Source organism: Terriglobales bacterium (assembly GCA_035567895.1).
In the GTDB taxonomy this organism is placed as follows: Bacteria; Acidobacteriota; Terriglobia; order Terriglobales; family Acidobacteriaceae; genus Gp1-AA112.
Map to the genome: position 1 here is coordinate 1 of DATMPC010000035.1, position 18,799 is coordinate 18,799.

The following is an 18,799-nucleotide window of genomic DNA, read 5'->3' on the forward strand; positions in this document are numbered from 1 at the left end:
TTCACTGCAAGTTCCCTGCCTCTTCGGGCTTGCCCCAGTGTTCATGCGGGTTTTATGCGGTGGAAAACATTCACTGTTATTTTCACTGATAAATTCGCTGTTAATTCACTGTTAGCCCCCTGATCAGTGAATGAACAGTGAATGGGAAACCTGGGAAGCGCGGTCAAATTAGGACACTACCCAACTCTGGGCGGGTGGCGAACCCTTTCTCCTTGTCGTTCTTATGATCTTCCAAACCGTGGGTGCCGCATCCTTCGTGGTGTGTGACCTCTCCGGGGCGACGGATGCCATCTCATTTACCGGAGAGAGGATACAGATATGAGGACAATGACGTTAATAATCGGTTTGTGCATTGCCTTGAGTGTGGCAAGTCTTGCGCAGCAACCGACAACCTTGAGGATCACGGATGGGCCGAAGGTCGAGAGCGTCAGCAGCAACTCGGCTCAGATTGCATGGACTACGAACGCTGCTGCAGGCACCATGCTGTTGTATGGCACCGATCAGAATGGCATTCAAAGGAGCTCGGATCGGGGCTGGCCGGCCAATCAGATCCAACCCAGTGGCACGAATCCCGGAATGGCTGAGGTACCCTGGGGAGGAACAACCCATCGGATCCAACTTACCAATCTACAGCCTCAGACTAGGTACTACTTTGCGGTTCGTTCCACCGCGGGCGAAAACACTACTGGAATGACGACCAGCAACGTCTCTTCTTTCACAACCCGGGGCAACGGTCAGGCACAAGGCCGAGAGACCCAAGATCAATACGGCTGGTATCAGAATCAGGGAGGAAACAGTTCCGCGTACCGGCAGGGCATGGCAGATGGGCACCGGGATCGCAACGGTAATCAAGCCCGCAACTACCGCGGACAGTACGACAACGCCAACGATCGCGCAGACTACCAGTCCGGATACGACCAGTCATATGGCAATCGGAATGGCAACGGCAATGGCCGACCGTACGATTCTCGCGACCAGTACGGCCGGGATCAGAACGGGAATCCTAACCGGGACGAGACCGGAGTGCGGCGCGACGGCGGGTACTACGATCCTGGGAATGGCGCTGGCCCGAACGGCCAATACGGCAGCGGCCAGCAGAACCCGGCGTACCAAAACGGATTTCAGGATGGAATCCGCGATGGCAGGAACGATTTCCAGTCCCGCCGCAACAGCAGTCTGACGACCACGGCAAACTATCGCAATGCGACCGGCGGCTATGACAGGAACTGGGGCAGCCCGAATCAATACAAGGACATGTATCGTCAGGGCTACACGCGCGGATACCAGCAGGGCTACAACGGACAAGGCTCTTACGAGCCCCGCTGAATCTCGGCTGGGGACCAAAAGGATTTTCAGAGGGTGGGTAGAGGCTGTCTGTAGCGGGCGGGTGGCCGACCCTTGCACTCGGCCTTCGTTTTTCTGAGCTACAAGCTGCGGGCGCAGCACCTTTCGTCCGACTTGTCCATCGAATCATCACGTGAGCCCGATCGCTTCGTGATGGCCTGGACGGGTGGCACACCCTTTCTCTCGGTCCGGTTTGTTTTATTCCTTTTTTGGGGATTCCAAAATGTGGGTGCCGCACCCTTCGTGCGTTTGAGGGGTGCGTGTTTCCCATGCCGGTGGCACTGCCAGAAGGACTTCGGCTTTGCAAAGGTGCTAGAACCACCAGCACAGAAAGACCGACAGCGTGGGGAGCGAGATTATCGAGCCACAGAAAAGGCGACCTCGCCATAAGCAACTAAGGATCGCTCTGATGACGGCTGCTTGGAAAGAAAATTACACAAGAATTTCGGACGGGGTAGCGCACCCTTCTTTTTTCTGCCTGCAATTCCCAGAATATTGACTATCAATTCGAGCTTCCTCGGCTGGCCGGAGGCACGATTCCGTTCATGCGCAGGTATTCCACCATCTGTCCGTAATGATCGAATGCATGGGCAACACCGAAGGTAGCCAGGTACAGGCGAGGCGACTTGCTGCGCTCGGGAATCTCCAGCATGTTCTGAGCCGTTAACGAAGCTGCGGCCTTGTGACCCAGGGCAAAAGAATCTTTCAGGAACTTCATGATCTCGGCTTTGGTCTTTATAGCCTCAGGGCCGTTTCCGTCCTTCAAACCTTCCGGCAGCTTGTCGCCGGTGATCGGCGACCATAAAAAATAGTTGGAAGCGGCGATGTGCTTCACCTGCACGGCAAACGTCCGCACGCCCTTGTAGTCGCCGCCGGGAATATTCAGGCTTTCAGGAGAGAAGTTGAATTTCTCTTCCGGCATAGCTTCCGCAGCGTCTACAACTTGCTTTTCGATCATGCTGACCTGGCGGTCCACCGTCGAGGCTACTGTGGGCGGAGCTGTACTCGCAGATCCTTGTCCGAAGGCGGCCGCGGTAAATGTGAGTATCGAAAGCAGCAGGGCGATTTGTGTTGGTTTCATTGAGAGTGTCTCCGTAAAAGGGTCAGCGCACAGCGACATCGCGGCTCTTGACTTCGCGCGATGAGAAATTTGTGAGCCTGCGTTTCGACGTAACAAAGCTGCGAATGATAGGCGCGAAACGCACTTACGTCCCAAGCTTTTCGCTCCTCCGTGCCCTCCGTGTCTCCGTGGTTCAACGGTTCTTGACTCAGAGCATTCAAAAGCCCGGCGGTCTTTCATCGGAGACAGCCAGGCTGCGTTCCATAGCGATTCCGGCGCGGGTGATTGTGCCTTCATCGAACAGTCTTCCGATCAGGGTTACGCCGTGAGGCACGCGGCGTGGTGGTGAGAATTTTGGCAGAGGATGGGCTGGATCGGGAGCCCAGTCGCTGCGCGCTTCCGATACCTGGAAGAATCCAGCGCGTAGCGTGAGCGATGGATGGCCGGTGAAGTTGGTGATGGTGAGCGTCTCGTCGCGGAGCGATGGGACCAGGAGCAAATCTACCTTTGAGAAGAGGCGCGCCATCTCAGCCGCGACCTTGCGGCGGAAACGGTCGCATTGCACGAAGTCCACTGCTGACAGGAATCGTGACTGGCGAAAAGTATTTGGCCATGCGTCCGGTACCTGCACTTTGAGTTCGTCCAGCTTGCGGCTGAGCGTCAGGTCTTCGAAAGCGGCAGCGGCCTCGGCGAAGAGAATCAGGTCGAGAGAATCGTAGGGCCAATCGGGAAGCTCGACTTCAACCGGAACCATTCCGGCTTTGCTGACTGCTGCGAGGGCGGCGCGGTCTACGTCGGTGGCCGGGCTTTCCTTCATCCATGCAGGAAAATACCCGACGCGCAGGCCCGTGGCTGGAGCATTGGCGTCGAAATCAAGTTTGCTGGGCACACTGGAGAGATCGCCGGGATCCGGTCCCGAGATGGCACGCAGGACAAGAATCGCATCTTCGACACGCCGCGTCATGGGACCGAGCTTGTCGAGCGACCAGCAGAGAGTCATCGCCCCGGTGCGCGGAACACGGCCATAGGTCGGACGCAGTCCGGTAATTCCGCAACGCGTGCTGGGCGAGACGATGCTTCCTCCGGTCTCGCTTCCGATCGCGAATCCAACCAACCCGGCGGCAACGGCAGCGCCCGGGCCGGCGCTCGATCCCGACGATCCCTCTTCAAGCAGCCACGGATTCATCGTCTGTCCGCCGAACCAGATATCGTTCAGCGCCAGCGCGCCAAGACTCAATTTAGCAACCAGCACCGCCCCAGCATCGTGCAATCGCTTCGTTACGACTGCGTCCTCTTTGGGGACGCGGTTCCGAAAAGGTTCGGCGCCATAGGTTGTTGGGATTCCGGCGGTGTCGAGAAGGTCTTTCGCGCCCCAGGGGATTCCGTGCAGAGGACCGCGATACTTGCCCGAGGCAATCTCCTGATCCGTCTGCTTGGCTTGCTTGAGTGCCAATTCGGGAGCGAGAGTGATGACGCATCGTAATTTGGGATCGAACTTCCGCAGGCGGGAGAGATAGAGTTGGGTCAGCCGTTCGGAAGTCAGTTGCCGACGCTCGATCCAGCGCGCCAGATAAGTAAGTGGAGCAAACGCTATGTCTTCGTCCCGCGATGGAACTGGCCCTGGATCGGTGTTGCTGCGGACGAACTGATCGCGGGCAACGGCGGGCGCTTCGCCCGGCAATATCGGATTCCAGTGAGAATAAGGCGCCAGCGTTGGCTCCAGCTCGATCTTGCGCGGTCCTGTTCGCCGCTCATACAGCGGAGCCATGGCCCTTCGCCAGTTTCCAGCCGCTTGGTCGCGTTCGGCAGCCGTGAACTGCACCTGCATCAGCTTTTCGGCTTCCACGAAGGTCGTGGGCGAGACCTCGGGACCTACGGGCGGCGCAGTGCCGAATGCGGGAGGCATTCCCGGCGGCGGCTCTTGTTGAGCAAAAGCAGAAGGGAGAATGGACGATCCAAAATACGCGAGGGCTGCATTGACGAGAAACTGCCGGCGAGATTCAGACATTCATGGCTCCGGCGCAGATTATAGGCGACGGCCGTGCTCTAGTGTCATTTGCAGCGTAGTAATTGATGGCATCGAGCGAATCCTCTTTTGAGACTGTCATCCCTCGCCTCCGCCGCGGCGGACGCGGGGGATCTGCTGTTCCTTGGCTCACGAGATGACAAGAAAACAGCAGATCCCCCGAGCCGCACTTCTACTCATGGTGTAGGTTCGGTGTCGCGGCGGCTCGGGGGATGACAGTCTCTGAGGGTGTAGAACAGCGTTCCGAGACTTTCAGTCCGGTTAGTATTACCCGTGCCGCATACAGCGCGGCACTCAATGACTCGCTTGGTAGTGCTGCCGGAGCAGATCCTGGCCGAAGTCGCCAGTCACGTCCCGCCACACGGAGTGGATGTGGTTGGCATCATCTTGAGTGTCGTCCAACTCAATCAGGAATGAGGGTGTCTGAACGCGGTAATAGTGCGGGTCGCCGCGATTGATGCCTCCACTCCACGCGAAGTGGATATTCCGGCCGGCCTTGTTGATCTGCGTGATGCGATCCTCGGCCAACTCATCGGGCAGGTTCCGCGCATACTCCTCCATGAGCGCCATGAGCGCGTCGAACTGGTTCGCCTTCATCTCAGAAGCCGAAAGACCGGACGGCTGTCCCTGAAGCGCTGCCTTCCTGCTGGCGCCGCTCAGGATCTCGCTGTAAGCGGTTGGATTTACGATCGCGATCTTCAACTGTGGTTCACCCAGGGAATGGATCAGTTCAATTCCAAGGTCGTCTTCGGCTGCCAATGTGCGCAGACCCTTACGCGGGCCTTGCCGAACTTCGGCGGGATTGGCGCCGAAGAAACTTGGAGCGTCGATGATCTTGCCGTTCACGATCGTGTAGTTCTGGCTGAAATGATGTCCTTCGATGCGATAGCCCCATCTGCCATTCTCGGCGGGAGTGCCGAAAACGGAAAAGTAGTACTTCTCTGGGTTGCGATATTCACCGCTGTCACGTTCGATAATCCTCAGGACGTCCTCCAGGCTCATGATGGTCACGGCTTTGATGTATCCGGTCTGGCTCAGTCCAGCCGCAAGCAAGGCGCTGGCGAGATGCTTTTGATAGGGTGTCATCTCGCGCAAGGAGAGTCCCTTGCGTTCTTTCGGAATGAAATGCCAATTCAGGCGCTCATCAGCGTCGAATTGAAATGTCGTCTTACCGCGCTGATTGGTATCAAGGGCTGCGAGAAAACGCCTTGCACACTCGCTCATCACCGAGGCTGCATGTGTGCCATGCGAATGGGCATCTTCGCCGTGGCCAAGCCTCGAGCCAAGCAAACTACTTCCCCCGAGTACGGCGGACGAGTAAAGAAACGATCGGCGATTCATGCGTCTCCTCTGGACGCGCATGCCATCGCGTCGCGCGCCACGCGTAAGTCTTGCCGACGAACATGACGCACATTCTACGCGTGGTTTGTGTTTGACTCGTCCACCATCTCGTCCATTCAGGCTGGAGGCCGTCTTGTCATGCGGCGCTGCCTTTCATGAGGCTGTCGAAGTCCGTAGACTCGGCCAGCGTTCGCCACTTATCCACTTCCGCCGCCACTTGCGATAGTTTCCTCTCGACTCTCGCGACGCAATCGGTGCCTAATGGCAGCCGCATCGGGGGCTCGGCCGCGGTAGCGCTTCAACCCGCTGGCGAGTAACACCCGCACTCTCACTGTAGTCGTCGATAACTTGCGCGGTACGGTGTAAGGAACTGGCGTCGAGAAAGTCTGTCCGGAATGCTCCGGGCTCGATGATGGTGACGTGGATTCCGAGTGGAAGCAACTCGGCATGCAACGACTCGCTGAGCCCCTCAACCGCGAACTTTGTGGCACAGTACACTCCCCAGCCTGGTGCTCCACTGAATCCACCGCCGGAACTGATATTGAGGATCCGGCCCGAGCGCCGTTCGCGCATCGAGGGAAGAACTGCGCGCGTGGCCGTGAGCAAACCATCAACATTTACGGCAAAGACCGATCGAACTTCTTCGGAAGACGCCTCCTCGACTGCGCCGAGCAGTCCTCGTCCAGCGTTGTTGACCAGCACATCGATCCGTCCAAAACGCTTTAGCGCTACACTCACGGCCGCTTCCGCCTGTAAGCCGTTCGTGACATCAAGTGCAACGGGCAAGAGGCGTTCCTGCCCACCGGGAGCATGGACTATTGATTGAAGATTTCGTGCGGTAGCTACGACCGAGTCTCCGCGCTTCAGCGCGGCGCGAGTGATTTCTAATCCCAAGCCGCGCGACGCACCAGTAATGAACCAAACAAGCGAGTTCATGAAGCCTCCACAATTGATTATGCGTAATTTGGTGTGTAGGTTGTGTGACTAGACGGCTGAAACTAAGCTGTGGAATTTTTCTAGTGCGGGCGGAGGACGATTACTGATTCGGTGTAAACAAACCTTAACGGGCAGATTCGAGGCTCGAGAACGAAGGAGTGACTCAGAGAACAGGCAAAAATAATGACTCGTAGGTATTAAGGCAGCGAGATGAAGACCGTCGGCATGCTGCACCTGTGCCGGTGTGCGCGTCGAACGATTTAGGACCAGGCTGTGTTTCTTTGGCGCATGAGCAAGCTCTTGCTGAATGCCGTCATCGGCCGGCAACACCGCGGAAATTGCAACGGCAAAAAGCCATGTGAAGGCCAGAACTCTGGCGAGGGCGCCGCAGAATTTCGCTATTGTAGAAACTTTACGCAATGAAATTTCTCACCTAACGGGATATGGTGTCGGGGGAGGCGCCTGTGCCGTGTCCGTTTTGATGACTAAATCTCGAAATCGGGGGGAATAAAATTCTCTGCCTTGCAGCCCGCGATGTCAACTGGCTTTGAAGAATGCTGGACTCGGCGGTCGGCATCGGCAATCAGCTCGGAAAACAGCCAGTGCTTAAACAGACTTGAAACAATCATGCCGACGCTGCTTTCGATCCCTTTCTCATTCGTGCGAGCTGCCGCATTACACCTGGACTGGTGAGCTCTCGGACGGCGTTTTTCCCGTTCCAGCGTGCCGCCCCATTTGGGGATTCTGCCAGCCGCCGAGCCACGGCTAGCGCGGCCGCGTTGAGAGCGCTGTTGCGTCTTCCAATGCGCCGCAGAGCCCAGTTCACTCCTTTCTTCACGAAGTTTCGTTCGTCGGTGGCAGCGCGTTCGATTAACGCCAGGCTCTCGACAAAGCGCTCGTCGCTGGCGCTCTTGTCGTGTCCCGCGAGACTCGCGAGCAGCGCGAACGCTGCACGTTTGACGAACTCTTCGCGTTTATCGCTCCACTGTGCGACCTTGGCCCACGCGTGCGGTGTGCGGTCGAAGAGGTGAAAGCAAATCGTGTCGCAGATGCCCCAGTTGTCGAAGTCGCGGCACCAACGATCCATTTGTGCGGGCGTAACCTGCGCGGGATCATCGACGAATGAGGTCAGCAGCCGCGCCTCGTACCAGCCGGTGTCCCAGAGAAGACTGGCGAGCTCGTGATTGCGCCCAAGACGTTTGCCAAGCGCCTGAATGTTCAACATCGACACGCCAAAGGCTTTATTAGCAGTGATGCCGAAGCGCGCCAAGTTCCCGGATCGCGTGCAGTACCCTTCTTCTTGAGCCAGGAGAGCGTCTCGTCAATTTGTTCTTCGAGCTGTGGTGGTGTTGCATCCTTCGCCGGTCTGGCTTGAACGTTCTTCTTGGACGGCATGCTTGCTCTTCTCCTCGCTTGCTTGTGCTTAGTAAGTGCGCTCGGTACTACCAGGCATGTGTCGCGAAGTCAATGAGAGGAGTTAGGTTGCAGTGTCGAGATGGAAAGACTCTGTGTATTGCTCGACCGGATAGCCTTTCGCTTTCCAGCCCGCCAATCCACCGCTTAGAAATTTGATTCGAGAAAAATTGAGAGAGAGGGCTCGATGCAATACTTCCCGGCTGGTCTTGTCGCTTGGGCAGGTGCAGTAAACAACTGAGTCTTTGTCTTTTGGGATGAGCCCCGGGTTCTCGAGCACTTCCTTTGGCGGAATCCGCTTTGCGCCGGGAATGATTTCAGAGTTGGCCAATAAGTCGAGAGGCTGCCGAACATCAAAGATGAGAACCTCTCGATTTGAACGCATCAAATCGCGGAGCACCTCCGGCGTGATCCGGTATTTCTCGATCGCGTCCTTACTCTTAGCGCGTCTGATCCAAAGTACGATCAGAAGCAAGAACCCTGCAGCGCAAACAATGGTCAGAGTGAGTCCCATGTCTCTGTTGTTATACCGGAACCGTTTACAGGAACCTACTCTTCAAAATCTAGGCTTTCTCCGCGATTCACACAATTCTGATATTAATTTGTCCTGCTTTCTATCGCAGAATGTCCCTGTTGAATCGTTGGAGTACCTGATCGCCCTTGATATTCAAACATCCGGGACATCTGGTGCTTAACTTTCTGACGCTTCTCTCGCGAAAGCGATTGGTAGCTGACGCGAAGCGCTTCGAGCAGTTCGGCCGCCTCTTTTGACGTGCGAAGCCGTACCGGTGTCCAGGCGAAGTCTCGTTTGGCGTTATCAATTGCCACAGATTTACTCTGCAGCATCGGAGAGAGGAGTACATCCCGACATAGAAGGCTTTTGCGTTAACACCATTGGGGGATGAGCCAGTACCACAATCTTTCTTAGAAAATGGATGAAAGAAGCGAAGGCCGGGTAAAGCCAAGCGTAGAGACTAGCTTGGGTCCCGGCCTTTCATTGACTGCTTAGATCAGGCTCTGCTGCAGTCGGCCAGCTTGCGGCGGCGCAGCAGGAACAATCCAAGGAAACCGGAGATGCAGAGCATTACAGAGCCCGGCTCCGGAGTAAGGATGATGTACTCCTGACCTGCGTTTTGGCCGTTGAGCGTTTCATTCGCATCGGTGAGAACTGAGAACCCGCTGGTAAGAGCGTTGTTCTTTGCGCTGAGTTCAAAGCTTGTAACCAGGGCGCTATCGAAATTGGCTGGCGGATTCACAACCGAAAACGTACTGGTGTAATCCCCCAACTGCCAGATTGCAGCCTGATACTCCTGTTGGAGGAGCGTATTGGAAGTCCCCTGCAGTTGCTGGCTCAGCCACGCCAGTCCGCCGTAGAGCTGGGCGGCGCTCGTGAAGCCCGCGTTGATCGCCGCTTGAGACAGCGTATGTGACGTGGGAACCACCGAGCCTGCCAGATTCAGCGCCTGGAGAGTGTTGCCTCCTGTGCCATTTGCAGTGATGTTCACCTGATAACCGCTGCCGCTTGCGTTATCCAGATGATTCGGATCGATGCAGAACAGCACTACTGATTGCCCGTTCAACGTTCCATGGTATGGGTCGATGTAAGCGGTAACTCCATTCGACCAACCAGAGTTAAGTGCCGTTAGGGCGCTGTCTTTGATTGTGAGAGTAGTGCCGGTGACTGGACCGCCCACCACTAGGGTGTCGGCCATTGCCAAAGTTGAGAGAAATAGAAGACCAACAGCAAAAAGAGCCCTGTACCCGATGCCCAGTTTCAAAAGAATAGCCCTTGTTCGACCCAGTTTTTACCCATGCCACTTTTAACAGCTCCTTAATGTGCACGTGGCGGTCCAAGGCATGTGGAATCAGACAGTCTTCAATAAAAGGGGGTAACCGCGACGTAACAGGCCATAATTCAATGACATACAATGACTAATGAGAAGCTCCGAGATTTCCACGGCTCGACTTGCAGTCACCACCGAAGCCAAGTGTGCAAGTGCTTGCATTGTTATCCAAGCGTTTCCCTTTCACTGGCTTACAAAACGTCGCAGTTCGATTCCCAAAAACTGTAGAAGACCGCCTTCCGCTCTCTATCGTTCTTCCCGGTTAGCACAAATCGGGAGCTCTCAGGCGAAAAGATCGAATGTTCATCGTTCGCGATTAAATCAGGAAGTCTTTTCGACTGGATACCCGGCCTGCATCCATCCTTGCTTGCCTTCCGGATAGTGCGCGACGTTCGTGTATCCCATGGCCGCCAGTTCACGGGCGGCGTACTCACTCGCGTGTCAATGATCGTTTGAGCAGTAGGTAATAACTTCGGCGGATTTATTCGGCAAGAGCTTGGGCGCGAGCTCTTTGATCTGCTCAGGCGGAATGTTCAGTGCGCCGGGGATGTGGGCCTCCCGATATCGCTCTGGAGCGAGCGTTTCAACGACTTTTACCGGCTCCTTCCGATCCAGCTTTGCCTTTAGGTCCTGAGCGGAAATTTTGGCATCCATCGGTGTGCTCTCCCGGCAGCATGAGAAATTCTACTCAATATGATCAAGCTCTTCTTCTAGAGAGAGCTGCGGCCAATAGTGTCAGTAAGAATACGAGTGCAATGATCGCTTGAGAACTGACGCAGTAAATGCACCACACGCCGAGGGTTTTCCATTCAATCCAAGTCAGGCGGAGAGAAAACAGTAGGGCCAAAAAGGCCAAGACCGCAGTGATCCGAGGCAAGCGTCCTGCGAGTGCGGCTATCAGCGCAAAGCCCAAACTGCCGATCAAGGCGACGGGAATGCCGCGCAAAGTCGCGTAGGGGCTGTGGTTTACGATGCCGCAGTCCCACTTGTCGTTAATGCTGCAGGGCGAGGGCTTAGTGTTGTAGTGCTCGCCTAGAGCTAGCCCCGAAACCAACACGCCGGTAAGGCAGAGCATCACGATGGACGCTACGAGAGTGTTGTTGATTGTAGAAGTCATTCTGATCCGTAACCAGAATCTACCCTGAATGTCCTTGCGAGTAGTTCAAGATTTCGCAGAAGCTCGGGAAACAACATTTCATGCTACGGCATTCACAAGCGCGAGCGTGAACCCGTCGTAGCCTTTGCTCCCGACAGTTTGGATCGTCGTCGCGGTCACACGCTTCTCCGTCGCAAGCATGTCGTTTAGGCGACGAACCCCCTGCACATCTTCGTCCGAGCTGGCCGCGTCGATAACTGCCCCCTTGCGCACAACATTGTCCACGATGATCACGCTGCCCGGTCGCGAAAGCTTTAGAGACCAGGTGAAGTACTGTGGGATGCTTGCCTTGTCGGCATCGATGAAAATCAGGTCGAACAGATCCTTGGCTTCGGCTGCGAGCTTTGGCAATGTGTCCTGCGCGCGTCCCAAGCGTATTTCAACTCTTTTCGACAGGCCGGCTCGCTCGATGTTGGCCCGCGCAACTTCAGCGTGTTTTGGATTCAGTTCCAGGCTGATCACTCGACCGCCCTCAGGGAGGGCCCGCGCCAGCCAGATGGTGCTGTAGCCGCCTAGCGTGCCGATCTCCAAAACCCTGCGCGCGTGCACGAGTCTGGCGAATATTTGGAGCAGTTTCCCCTGATTCGGGGTAACGGCGATCGCCGGCAATTCAGCCTTGGAGCTGGCTTCGATCGCAGCGTCGAGTGCTGCGTCGGAAGGTACAACGGTTTCACTTATGTAATGGTCGACGGCTGTCCATTGCTCCTGATTCATAGTTCATTGATTTCAACACAAAACGGTGCGTCTTCGCCCGGCAGATTTCTGGAATTCAGACGTCGCTGGCCCAATGACACTGCGTGGATGCTCCTGGAAACGCAACCTAGCGAAGCTGTTAGGCCTTTACCTCGTCTTTATTCCCAAATTAGCAGCAGCGCATTGTCCGACGGAGGGGCAAATCGCATTCTCGCCGAGGAGGAGAAATTCAAGATGCGAATTGCACTGGGCGACCATTCCGGGGAGTGAACAAATGTGTTTGGCCGCGTGCAGTAAGTCAGTTGGCGCTCAGCGCCAGTTTCGGACTCAGTGCAAGGCTGCGCGTGCCTTTTTGGGAAGCTTATCCAGGACGAGTTGGTAGGAGCGTTGGATCTGGTGCTTCAGTTCGGAAGTCGTGAGCGCGTCCTTTCTCTCAAGCGCCACCCAGTGATATCGCGCGGCATACGGAGCCGGAATGATCCCGGGCCGCTCCGTCAGTTCGGCGAAGTCTTCCGGCGTGCACTTGAACGAAAGCCAGACCTGCGCAGGCTCAAGCACCATGACGGCAAACATCTTGCCACCGACCTTCATCACCAGGTCGTTGCCCCACTGGACAGACTCCGTGGCGTGCGGCATGGAAAGGCAAAATTTGCGGACGGCATCGATGTCCATGAGCACTCGCCTGTCATGGTTGAGGATAATGGAATCCAAGAGACACAAAGCCAGCCATGGCCAGCCAGATCGGATTGACAGACCCAATAATTATCAAGTTGTCACTATGTAATTTCGCTCGGCAGGGGAAGTTTCTGCCTTGTCTCTGGCTGAAGATTCTTTGGAATCGTTCACTTCCGTTACAAATCTCAAGCGTTACCGGGGGCTCAGAGCATTCATCTCCATCTGTTTACAGTTTTATGGCCAATACACAGACTCGGTCTCCTGGCTGCATGAAGACTGGCAGAGCGCGTGCACTATCAGCCCTCAGTCTTTTTCGGAGGAGATATGTCTCGATACTGGATGGCAGCGGGCAGCACAGCGGTGCTGGCTCTCTCCATCGCATTTCTGGTGGCTTGCAGCGGCAGTAGTACCTCCATGCAAACCGCATCGGCGGCCACAACCATGATTACCATCAGCGATCCCGCAACCTGTAGCTCCGGTACGGGCGGACCGTTCGGTCACGTATATGTCACCGTAACGGATGTTCAGATACATGCCAGTGCCAGCGCTGGCGACAATGACTCCAACTGGATCGATCTAACTCCCAACTTGAAGAGCAGCCCACAACAAATCGATTTGCTTGGTCAGGCAAACAACCAATGCTTTCTGGCGTCGCTGGGTTCCACTACGGAGCTGCAGCCCGGCAGCTATCAACAGATTCGGGTAATGCTTGCCCCCAACAACGCCGCTGCCTCCGGAGACAAGTGCAACGGAACAGCGAATTGCGTCGTGCTCTCCGCAGACAACAGCGTCCACACGCTCCTGCTTTCGAGTGAATCCAAAACGGGACTGAAGATTCCCGCCGGTCAGATAGCCGGAGGAAACTTCACCGTTGCTGCTGGACAGACTAAAGATTTGAACATTGACTTCAATACCTGTGCGTCCATCGTGACACAAGGGAACGGGCAATACCGTCTGAAGCCAGTACTGCATGCCGGCGAGGTGTCCACGACTTCGACTTCGATCAACGGCAAACTCGTCGATAAAACTACTGGCCAGGCGATTGTGGGAGGCAAGGCGATCGTTGCATTGGAACAGAAAGACGCATCAGGCATCGATCGTGTAGTAATGCAGGTCACGCCTGACAACACCGGAGCATTCGTCTTCTGCCCAGTGCCGGCAGGCTCGTACGATGTTGTCGCAGTCGCGATCAACGGCGCGAATGTTGCGTATGCGACCACCATCGCCACTGGTGTAACGGTCGGAGCTGCGCTCGGCAACGTACAGATGTTTCCGACCACGGGAACGAACACGGGACCGGGTTCGATTACGGGGACTGTGACCACTGCAACAGCCGCGCCTGCAGCTGGAACCGTAGCCGACCTGACCATCTCGGCGTTGCAGCAGGTCGGATCGCTGAACGTTACCATTCCGCTGGCGCAACAGTCGTCGGCTACGGCAACGCTTACCGCGCAGGCCGGAGCGACTTGTCCCGCGAACACGGATTGTGCGACTTACACCCTCTCCGTTCCGGGAGTGAATCCGACAGTCGGTGCGTTCAGCGCAAATGGCACGAACTACGTAACTGGCGCATCCGGAGCAGCGAGCTACACGGTGGAAGCGCAGGCATTCGTTCCACAGTCTGGTGGCAAGATCGATTGCACGAATCCAGTCATGACGACGCCTGCCATATCAGTCTCGCCCGGCAGCACGCCCGCACAGGCCCCGACTCTCGCCTTTACGGGCTGCCAATAGATTTAGATCACGAAAGTCAGAAGCCCCAGCGGGTTCGAACGATCCGCTGGGGCTTTTTGTCGAGTTGCGAGTTACTCAGTAACGGAAATCTTTCCCCTCAGCAGATCCTGAACATCGTCAATTTTGTCCGACACCAGATTCAGCTTGCGGGCTAAACCCTGAATCTGGAACTCGGAGCGCCGATTCACCTCGAAGTCCAGTTCGCTGCGAACTCTATCCTTCGCATCTTGCCGGTTCTGACTCATCATGATGACCGGCGCCTGGATTGCGGCCAACATTGAAAGGAACAAATTGAGAAGAATAAAAGGATAAGGGTCCCACGCCTGGTGTCCCAACACGACGTTCATCGCCGTGTAAACAACGAGCACGACACCGAAAGTAATGATGAATTTCCACGAGCCGCCAAACCGGGCAACACTGTCAGCAACGGACTCGCCTATGGTCGTCTTTTCCTCGATCAATTCGTTGGGATTGCGTGCTGCACGCAGCCGAACGAGTTCCTGCGAGCTGTGAAATTGGCGGCCGAGAACAGTAAGCATATCCATACCCGAGTGAGGTTTTCGTTCCAGCAGGACGGCAATATCCTTGCGGTCTACCTCGATGCACACTGTCGATTCCAGGGCAGTTGCATGGCTCATGTGGTGCAGGCCGTCGAGCATGGAAGCAAAACCAAAGAACTCGCCTTGCGCAGGCTCGTCGATCACGACCTCCTGGTCGTCCTGATCGACAGTCGCAACGCGGACCTTTCCCGCAACGAGAATGTATCCCCGTCCTCCTTCATCGCCGATCTTATAAATCCGCTGCCGCGCGGCGAACTGTTTCATCTCTACTTGGCTAGCCAGAACGGCAGCCTCATCGTCATCCAAAAGAGCAAATAGCGGAACATTTCTTAACAGCTCTCGATCGCACGGCATCCATCACCTCGCACAAACCAAGATAGGCAACGACTATGAATTTTCCTTGACTGACTAAAGAGAAGCCCCGGTTCAAACCGGGGCTGATTGACTCGTAAACCTCATCGTTGATCCCAACGGGAGACGCCTTAAGTCTGAAATCCGAATGTCATCTTAACGTCTGCGACCTCAATTACGTCGCCATCTGCAAGAGCTCGCTGACCGGAGATCTCTTCCCCGTTTATCTTCACTTTTATGTTCTTCTCCGATGCGGCAATGAAGTATCCGTTTTCTCGTTTTGAGATCAGGGCAGCCATCTTCGGAGCGAACCACTTCTTGAGCTTGATGGATGCCATTTCGGATTTGCCGATAACGCTCATCTTGCTGGTCAGCACATACTGTGTATCGTCGGTCTTTCCACTGAGAATCGTAAGGGTTCCAGTTCTGTCGGCTCCGGGCAGCGTCGAGTACTGGCGTGTAGGACTTCGCCCCGCTTCAGCGCCTGGGGCTTGTCCCGGAGCAGCGCTTGAACCAGAGGGTCGATCCTTCATATCGAGCATCACTGACGGATCGGGTTTTAGCATAGGGGAACTGGAGTATCCAGGAGTGGCAAGTTGGCCGGGGCGATCTTCGCGCCAGTCTTCCCTGAATGCCAGGATATGCTTCCCTATTAGTACGTTGTCACCATCCTTGAGAGCGCGGCGATTCACTCTGGCGTTGTTCACGTAAGTTCCATTTAGGGAATTATTATCCTCGATTACGAACTTGTCCTTATCCCAATAGATCTTCGCATGATGACCGGAGACGGCGAGGTTATCGACTTGGATGACGTTATCCGGAAGTCGACCGATGGTCGTAACTCCCTGAGAGAGAGGGATCTCCTTCAGCACCGCCTGCTCGAATTTCAGGAAGAGTTTTGCCATGATTGTCCTCCGCCGAGCAGGAAGTTGAGGAACTTCTGGTACCACGGCAGTTCAACCACCCGCAGCAGCAGACAAGTAATATTGTCGTCCCCGCCTTTTTCTTTGGCCGCGCTGATCAAATCTTCGCATGCCACGTCAAGAGAAGGCGAGTTCTCCATAATCTGTTTGATCAAGTCGTCCTTCACCAGCTTTGTGAGACCATCGGTCGCGAGTAAGTACACATCGCCCCGCAGGGCGATGAGTTCCTGAATGTCGGGTTCGACAGCTTCCTCGGAGCCCAGAGCCCGAATGATGATGTTCTGCATCTCGGACTTTTCCGCCTCCTCGATAGTGATCAAACCACGCCGCACTTGCTCCATTACGAGGGAGTGGTCTTGCGTGAGCTGCTCGAGGACACCGTCCCTCAGCCGGTACATGCGACTGTCGCCGGCATGAGCGATGGTGAGGAAGTTTTCCTGAAGCAGGGCCGCGACGATGGTGGATCCCATGCCCTGCTGCGATTGTTTGGCCTGTCCAGCCTCGTAAATCGCGGCATTTGCCCGCCGGATCGCGCTCAATAGTTGCCGCCCGGCCGCAGACATGTCGCCGGGGACCTCGCCGAATTCCGGGTAGACACCGGTCTCTTTGCCTTGGCGAAAATATTCGAGCAACAGGTCGACGCCCATCTTGCTGGCTACTTCGCCAGCTAAGGCGCCGCCCATGCCGTCGCACACGATATAGAGAGATACCCTCTGGTCCCAGCCGAGGTTGTCCTCATTATTCTTGCGGACGCACCCGATGTCGGTCTTGCCGGCTACTTCAGCGGTCAGGCTCATGCGAGCGTTGGGAGATCTCCTTTTTCCGCAGTGATCCGCATTTATGTTGCTGAGACCGTTGACGCCTGCTGCACCTTGGTTGTGTCTCGATATGATTCATATGGTTACCAACAATGCAAGCAACCGCTATGACTCTTTCAGGAACAGCGAGCGTATCCGATACGACTCCCAAGGTAAATAAATTCCGCTTCCGGAGTGGTCCGGATGGTAACTTGCACGCCAACCCACCGCTTCGGGGGAATGTAGATTTTTTTGCGAGAAGGCTGGAAATTGTAGTGGCTCTGAGTGTTGTAGCTCGCGGATTTTACTGAGGAAATCGGCGGGGAAGCAAGGGAAATCGAAGTAGGCAAGCGAGTTAACCACCGAGACACCATTAGGAATCGCTGTGAACTCCATCGCCGAAGGCCCGTTTAGTGTCCCGATCAGGTGAACCAAAGTGTTTCCCGCGCGCTTAAGTCAGAACTGTCTTCAGCAGTTGTCTGAGTCAGGGTTTATTCTATTGCGCTCCGGGAAGGACGAGACACGAATGCGAATCATTGGTCTACTTCTAATCTGCTCCGCGGCTCTTGCTCAAACAACAACCGACGCCAAGGCCTATGTTAAATACGACCAGCCATTGATCGTGTTGAACCATGTGCGGATGATCGACGGAACGGGCTCAGCCTCAAAAGACGACCAGATGGTGGTCATTTCCGGAGGAAAGATCCAGAGCATTGCGAACTCAAGTGGAACTGTTCCACAAGGGGCGCAGGTGCTCGATTTAGTTGGATTCAGCGTGATCCCTGGTCTAGTTGGTATGCACGATCACATTTATTACCCCGCTCCGGGCCGGAAGGTAGCTATGTATCCCGAACATGCCTGGAGCTTTCCCCGCCTGTACTTAGCGGGAGGAGTAACGACGATCCGCACTACCGGCTCAGTCGAGACCTACACGGACCTGCAACTGAAGAAGGACATCGACTCAGGAAAGACTCCCGGACCGAAGATGCATGTCACCGGGCCCTATCTGGAAGGAGCGGGTGCATACACTCCCCAAATGCACGAACTGAAGGACGCGGAGGATGCCCGCCGAACCGTGAATTACTGGATCGACGAGGGCGTAACCAACTTTAAGGCCTACATGAATATCACCCACGACGAGCTTCGCGCTGCGGTTGAGGAGGCGCATAAGCGAAAGCTGAAGGTAACGGGGCATTTGTGTTCAATCGGCTTTCGCGAGGCTGCGGCCATCGGCATCGACGATCTTGAACATGGAATCGTGGTGGATTCGGAGTTTGCACCCGGTAAACAACCCGATAAGTGCCCACCGCAAAAAGACATTCGCGATACGCTGCTGAAGCTCGACATCGGAGGCGAGCAGGTGCAGTCGATGATCAAGGAACTGGTGTCACGCCACGTCGCAATGACCTCAACTCTCCCGGTCTTTGAAGGATTCGTGCCCAATCGTCCCCCGCTGCGCCAGGCGAACTTGGATGCCATGCTGCCTGAAGCACGGGAACAGTACCTGACCACGCGAGACACAATGGCAAAGAACGCGGCGCAATCCTCTTGGCCTACGCTCTTCAAGAAGGAATTGGAGTTCGAGTACGCCTTCGCTAAAGCTGGCGGCCTACTGCTGGCGGGCTTAGATCCGACCGGCAACGGTGCAGTCGTCGCTGGCTATGGCGATCAACGCGAAGTAGAGCTGCTAGTCGAAGCTGGATTCACTCCGCTTGAAGCGATCCGCATTGCAACCTACAACGGCGCGCAGTACCTCGGCGAACTTGATCGCATCGGCACGCTCGCGCCAGGCAAGCAGGCCGACATCGTCGTAGTGAAAGGCGATCCTTCCACAAAGATCTCGGACATTGAGAACGTTGAAGTCGTCTTCAAAGACGGCGTGGGCTACGATCCGGCAAAGCTGGTGAAGGATGCAAATGGTTTCGTGGGTTTGAAATGAGTTTCAC

General features: G+C 55.7%; 18 protein-coding genes. 3 read left to right on the top strand and 15 right to left on the bottom strand.

Going from position 1 to position 18,799, the window contains the following annotated elements; all coding sequences use genetic code 11:
* Positions 1–327: 327 nt before the first annotated feature.
* Positions 328–1,326, top strand: a complete 999-nt coding sequence (locus VNX88_08360) for a fibronectin type III domain-containing protein (GenBank protein HWY68664.1) — start codon at positions 328–330, stop codon at positions 1,324–1,326.
* A 520-nt stretch (positions 1,327–1,846) separates the two neighbouring features.
* Here the strand turns inward: VNX88_08360 and VNX88_08365 are convergent.
* From VNX88_08365 to VNX88_08420, 12 genes are all read right to left on the bottom strand, one after another.
* Positions 1,847–2,425: a DinB family protein gene (locus VNX88_08365; protein HWY68665.1), complete on the bottom strand. Its 579-nt coding sequence runs from the start codon at positions 2,423–2,425 to the stop codon at positions 1,847–1,849.
* A 196-nt stretch (positions 2,426–2,621) separates the two neighbouring features.
* Complete coding sequence (locus tag VNX88_08370) at positions 2,622–4,412, bottom strand: amidase (GenBank protein ID HWY68666.1); 1,791 nt, start codon at positions 4,410–4,412, stop codon at positions 2,622–2,624.
* A 312-nt stretch (positions 4,413–4,724) separates the two neighbouring features.
* Positions 4,725–5,771 (bottom strand): DUF3500 domain-containing protein, encoded by a 1,047-nt coding sequence (locus VNX88_08375; GenBank protein HWY68667.1) that lies wholly within the window; start codon positions 5,769–5,771, stop codon positions 4,725–4,727.
* Between the two features lie 258 nt (positions 5,772–6,029).
* Positions 6,030–6,707 (bottom strand): SDR family NAD(P)-dependent oxidoreductase, encoded by a 678-nt coding sequence (locus VNX88_08380; protein HWY68668.1) that lies wholly within the window; start codon positions 6,705–6,707, stop codon positions 6,030–6,032.
* A 625-nt stretch (positions 6,708–7,332) separates the two neighbouring features.
* A complete protein-coding gene (locus VNX88_08385; GenBank protein ID HWY68669.1) occupies positions 7,333–7,932 on the bottom strand; it encodes a DNA alkylation repair protein in 600 nt (199 codons plus the stop codon).
* On the bottom strand, positions 7,926–8,102 hold the full coding sequence (locus VNX88_08390) for a hypothetical protein (protein ID HWY68670.1): 177 nt from the start codon (positions 8,100–8,102) through the stop codon (positions 7,926–7,928). The genes VNX88_08385 and VNX88_08390 overlap by 7 nt, the downstream gene beginning before the upstream one ends.
* A gap of 82 nt (positions 8,103–8,184) precedes the next feature.
* Positions 8,185–8,634: a rhodanese-like domain-containing protein gene (locus VNX88_08395; protein HWY68671.1), complete on the bottom strand. Its 450-nt coding sequence runs from the start codon at positions 8,632–8,634 to the stop codon at positions 8,185–8,187.
* Between the two features lie 496 nt (positions 8,635–9,130).
* On the bottom strand, positions 9,131–9,832 hold the full coding sequence (locus VNX88_08400; protein HWY68672.1) for a hypothetical protein: 702 nt from the start codon (positions 9,830–9,832) through the stop codon (positions 9,131–9,133).
* Between the two features lie 573 nt (positions 9,833–10,405).
* Entirely contained in the window at positions 10,406–10,618 is a 213-nt protein-coding gene (locus VNX88_08405) for a rhodanese-like domain-containing protein (GenBank protein HWY68673.1), read from the bottom strand.
* Positions 10,619–10,661: 43 nt separating this feature from the next.
* Positions 10,662–11,081, bottom strand: a complete 420-nt coding sequence (locus VNX88_08410; protein HWY68674.1) for a vitamin K epoxide reductase family protein — start codon at positions 11,079–11,081, stop codon at positions 10,662–10,664.
* A 78-nt stretch (positions 11,082–11,159) separates the two neighbouring features.
* Positions 11,160–11,834, bottom strand: coding sequence for an O-methyltransferase (locus VNX88_08415; GenBank protein HWY68675.1), 675 nt, complete (start codon positions 11,832–11,834; stop codon positions 11,160–11,162).
* 306 nt (positions 11,835–12,140) lie between these two features.
* Positions 12,141–12,524 carry an MmcQ/YjbR family DNA-binding protein gene (locus VNX88_08420; protein HWY68676.1) on the bottom strand — a complete coding sequence of 128 codons (384 nt, stop codon included), beginning with the start codon at positions 12,522–12,524 and terminating at the stop codon, positions 12,141–12,143.
* Positions 12,525–12,812: 288 nt separating this feature from the next.
* Here VNX88_08420 and VNX88_08425 point away from each other — a divergent pair, with 288 nt between their 5' ends.
* Positions 12,813–14,222: a DUF4382 domain-containing protein gene (locus VNX88_08425; protein ID HWY68677.1), complete on the top strand. Its 1,410-nt coding sequence runs from the start codon at positions 12,813–12,815 to the stop codon at positions 14,220–14,222.
* Positions 14,223–14,293: 71 nt separating this feature from the next.
* On the opposite strand, the gene VNX88_08430 is transcribed toward VNX88_08425, so the two are convergent.
* The 3 genes from VNX88_08430 to VNX88_08440 all read right to left on the bottom strand — a co-directional run bounded on the left by VNX88_08430 (position 14,294) and on the right by VNX88_08440 (position 16,853).
* Positions 14,294–15,136, bottom strand: a complete 843-nt coding sequence (locus tag VNX88_08430; GenBank protein HWY68678.1) for a DUF1003 domain-containing protein — start codon at positions 15,134–15,136, stop codon at positions 14,294–14,296.
* A gap of 128 nt (positions 15,137–15,264) precedes the next feature.
* On the bottom strand, positions 15,265–16,038 hold the full coding sequence (locus VNX88_08435) for an FHA domain-containing protein (GenBank protein ID HWY68679.1): 774 nt from the start codon (positions 16,036–16,038) through the stop codon (positions 15,265–15,267).
* A complete protein-coding gene (locus VNX88_08440) occupies positions 16,020–16,853 on the bottom strand; it encodes a Stp1/IreP family PP2C-type Ser/Thr phosphatase (GenBank protein HWY68680.1) in 834 nt (277 codons plus the stop codon). The genes VNX88_08435 and VNX88_08440 overlap by 19 nt, the downstream gene beginning before the upstream one ends.
* A gap of 526 nt (positions 16,854–17,379) precedes the next feature.
* Between VNX88_08440 and VNX88_08445 the strand changes: the two genes are divergently transcribed.
* A complete protein-coding gene (locus VNX88_08445) occupies positions 17,380–18,792 on the top strand; it encodes an amidohydrolase family protein (GenBank protein HWY68681.1) in 1,413 nt (470 codons plus the stop codon).
* The last annotated feature ends 7 nt before the right edge of the window (positions 18,793–18,799 follow it).

Coding starts and splice junctions, on each gene's coding strand:
- VNX88_08360 (HWY68664.1), top strand. CDS start 328: ATGACGTTAATAATCGGTTTGTGCATTGCCTTGAGTGTGGCAAGTCTT.
- VNX88_08365 (HWY68665.1), bottom strand. CDS start 2,425: ATGAAACCAACACAAATCGCCCTGCTGCTTTCGATACTCACATTTACC.
- VNX88_08370 (HWY68666.1), bottom strand. CDS start 4,412: ATGTCTGAATCTCGCCGGCAGTTTCTCGTCAATGCAGCCCTCGCGTAT.
- VNX88_08375 (HWY68667.1), bottom strand. CDS start 5,771: ATGAATCGCCGATCGTTTCTTTACTCGTCCGCCGTACTCGGGGGAAGT.
- VNX88_08380 (HWY68668.1), bottom strand. CDS start 6,707: ATGAACTCGCTTGTTTGGTTCATTACTGGTGCGTCGCGCGGCTTGGGA.
- VNX88_08385 (HWY68669.1), bottom strand. CDS start 7,932: ATGTTGAACATTCAGGCGCTTGGCAAACGTCTTGGGCGCAATCACGAG.
- VNX88_08390 (HWY68670.1), bottom strand. CDS start 8,102: ATGCCGTCCAAGAAGAACGTTCAAGCCAGACCGGCGAAGGATGCAACA.
- VNX88_08395 (HWY68671.1), bottom strand. CDS start 8,634: ATGGGACTCACTCTGACCATTGTTTGCGCTGCAGGGTTCTTGCTTCTG.
- VNX88_08400 (HWY68672.1), bottom strand. CDS start 9,832: ATGGCCGACACCCTAGTGGTGGGCGGTCCAGTCACCGGCACTACTCTC.
- VNX88_08405 (HWY68673.1), bottom strand. CDS start 10,618: ATGGATGCCAAAATTTCCGCTCAGGACCTAAAGGCAAAGCTGGATCGG.
- VNX88_08410 (HWY68674.1), bottom strand. CDS start 11,081: ATGACTTCTACAATCAACAACACTCTCGTAGCGTCCATCGTGATGCTC.
- VNX88_08415 (HWY68675.1), bottom strand. CDS start 11,834: ATGAATCAGGAGCAATGGACAGCCGTCGACCATTACATAAGTGAAACC.
- VNX88_08425 (HWY68677.1), top strand. CDS start 12,813: ATGTCTCGATACTGGATGGCAGCGGGCAGCACAGCGGTGCTGGCTCTC.
- VNX88_08430 (HWY68678.1), bottom strand. CDS start 15,136: ATGCCGTGCGATCGAGAGCTGTTAAGAAATGTTCCGCTATTTGCTCTT.
- VNX88_08435 (HWY68679.1), bottom strand. CDS start 16,038: ATGGCAAAACTCTTCCTGAAATTCGAGCAGGCGGTGCTGAAGGAGATC.
- VNX88_08440 (HWY68680.1), bottom strand. CDS start 16,853: ATGAGCCTGACCGCTGAAGTAGCCGGCAAGACCGACATCGGGTGCGTC.
- VNX88_08445 (HWY68681.1), top strand. CDS start 17,380: ATGCGAATCATTGGTCTACTTCTAATCTGCTCCGCGGCTCTTGCTCAA.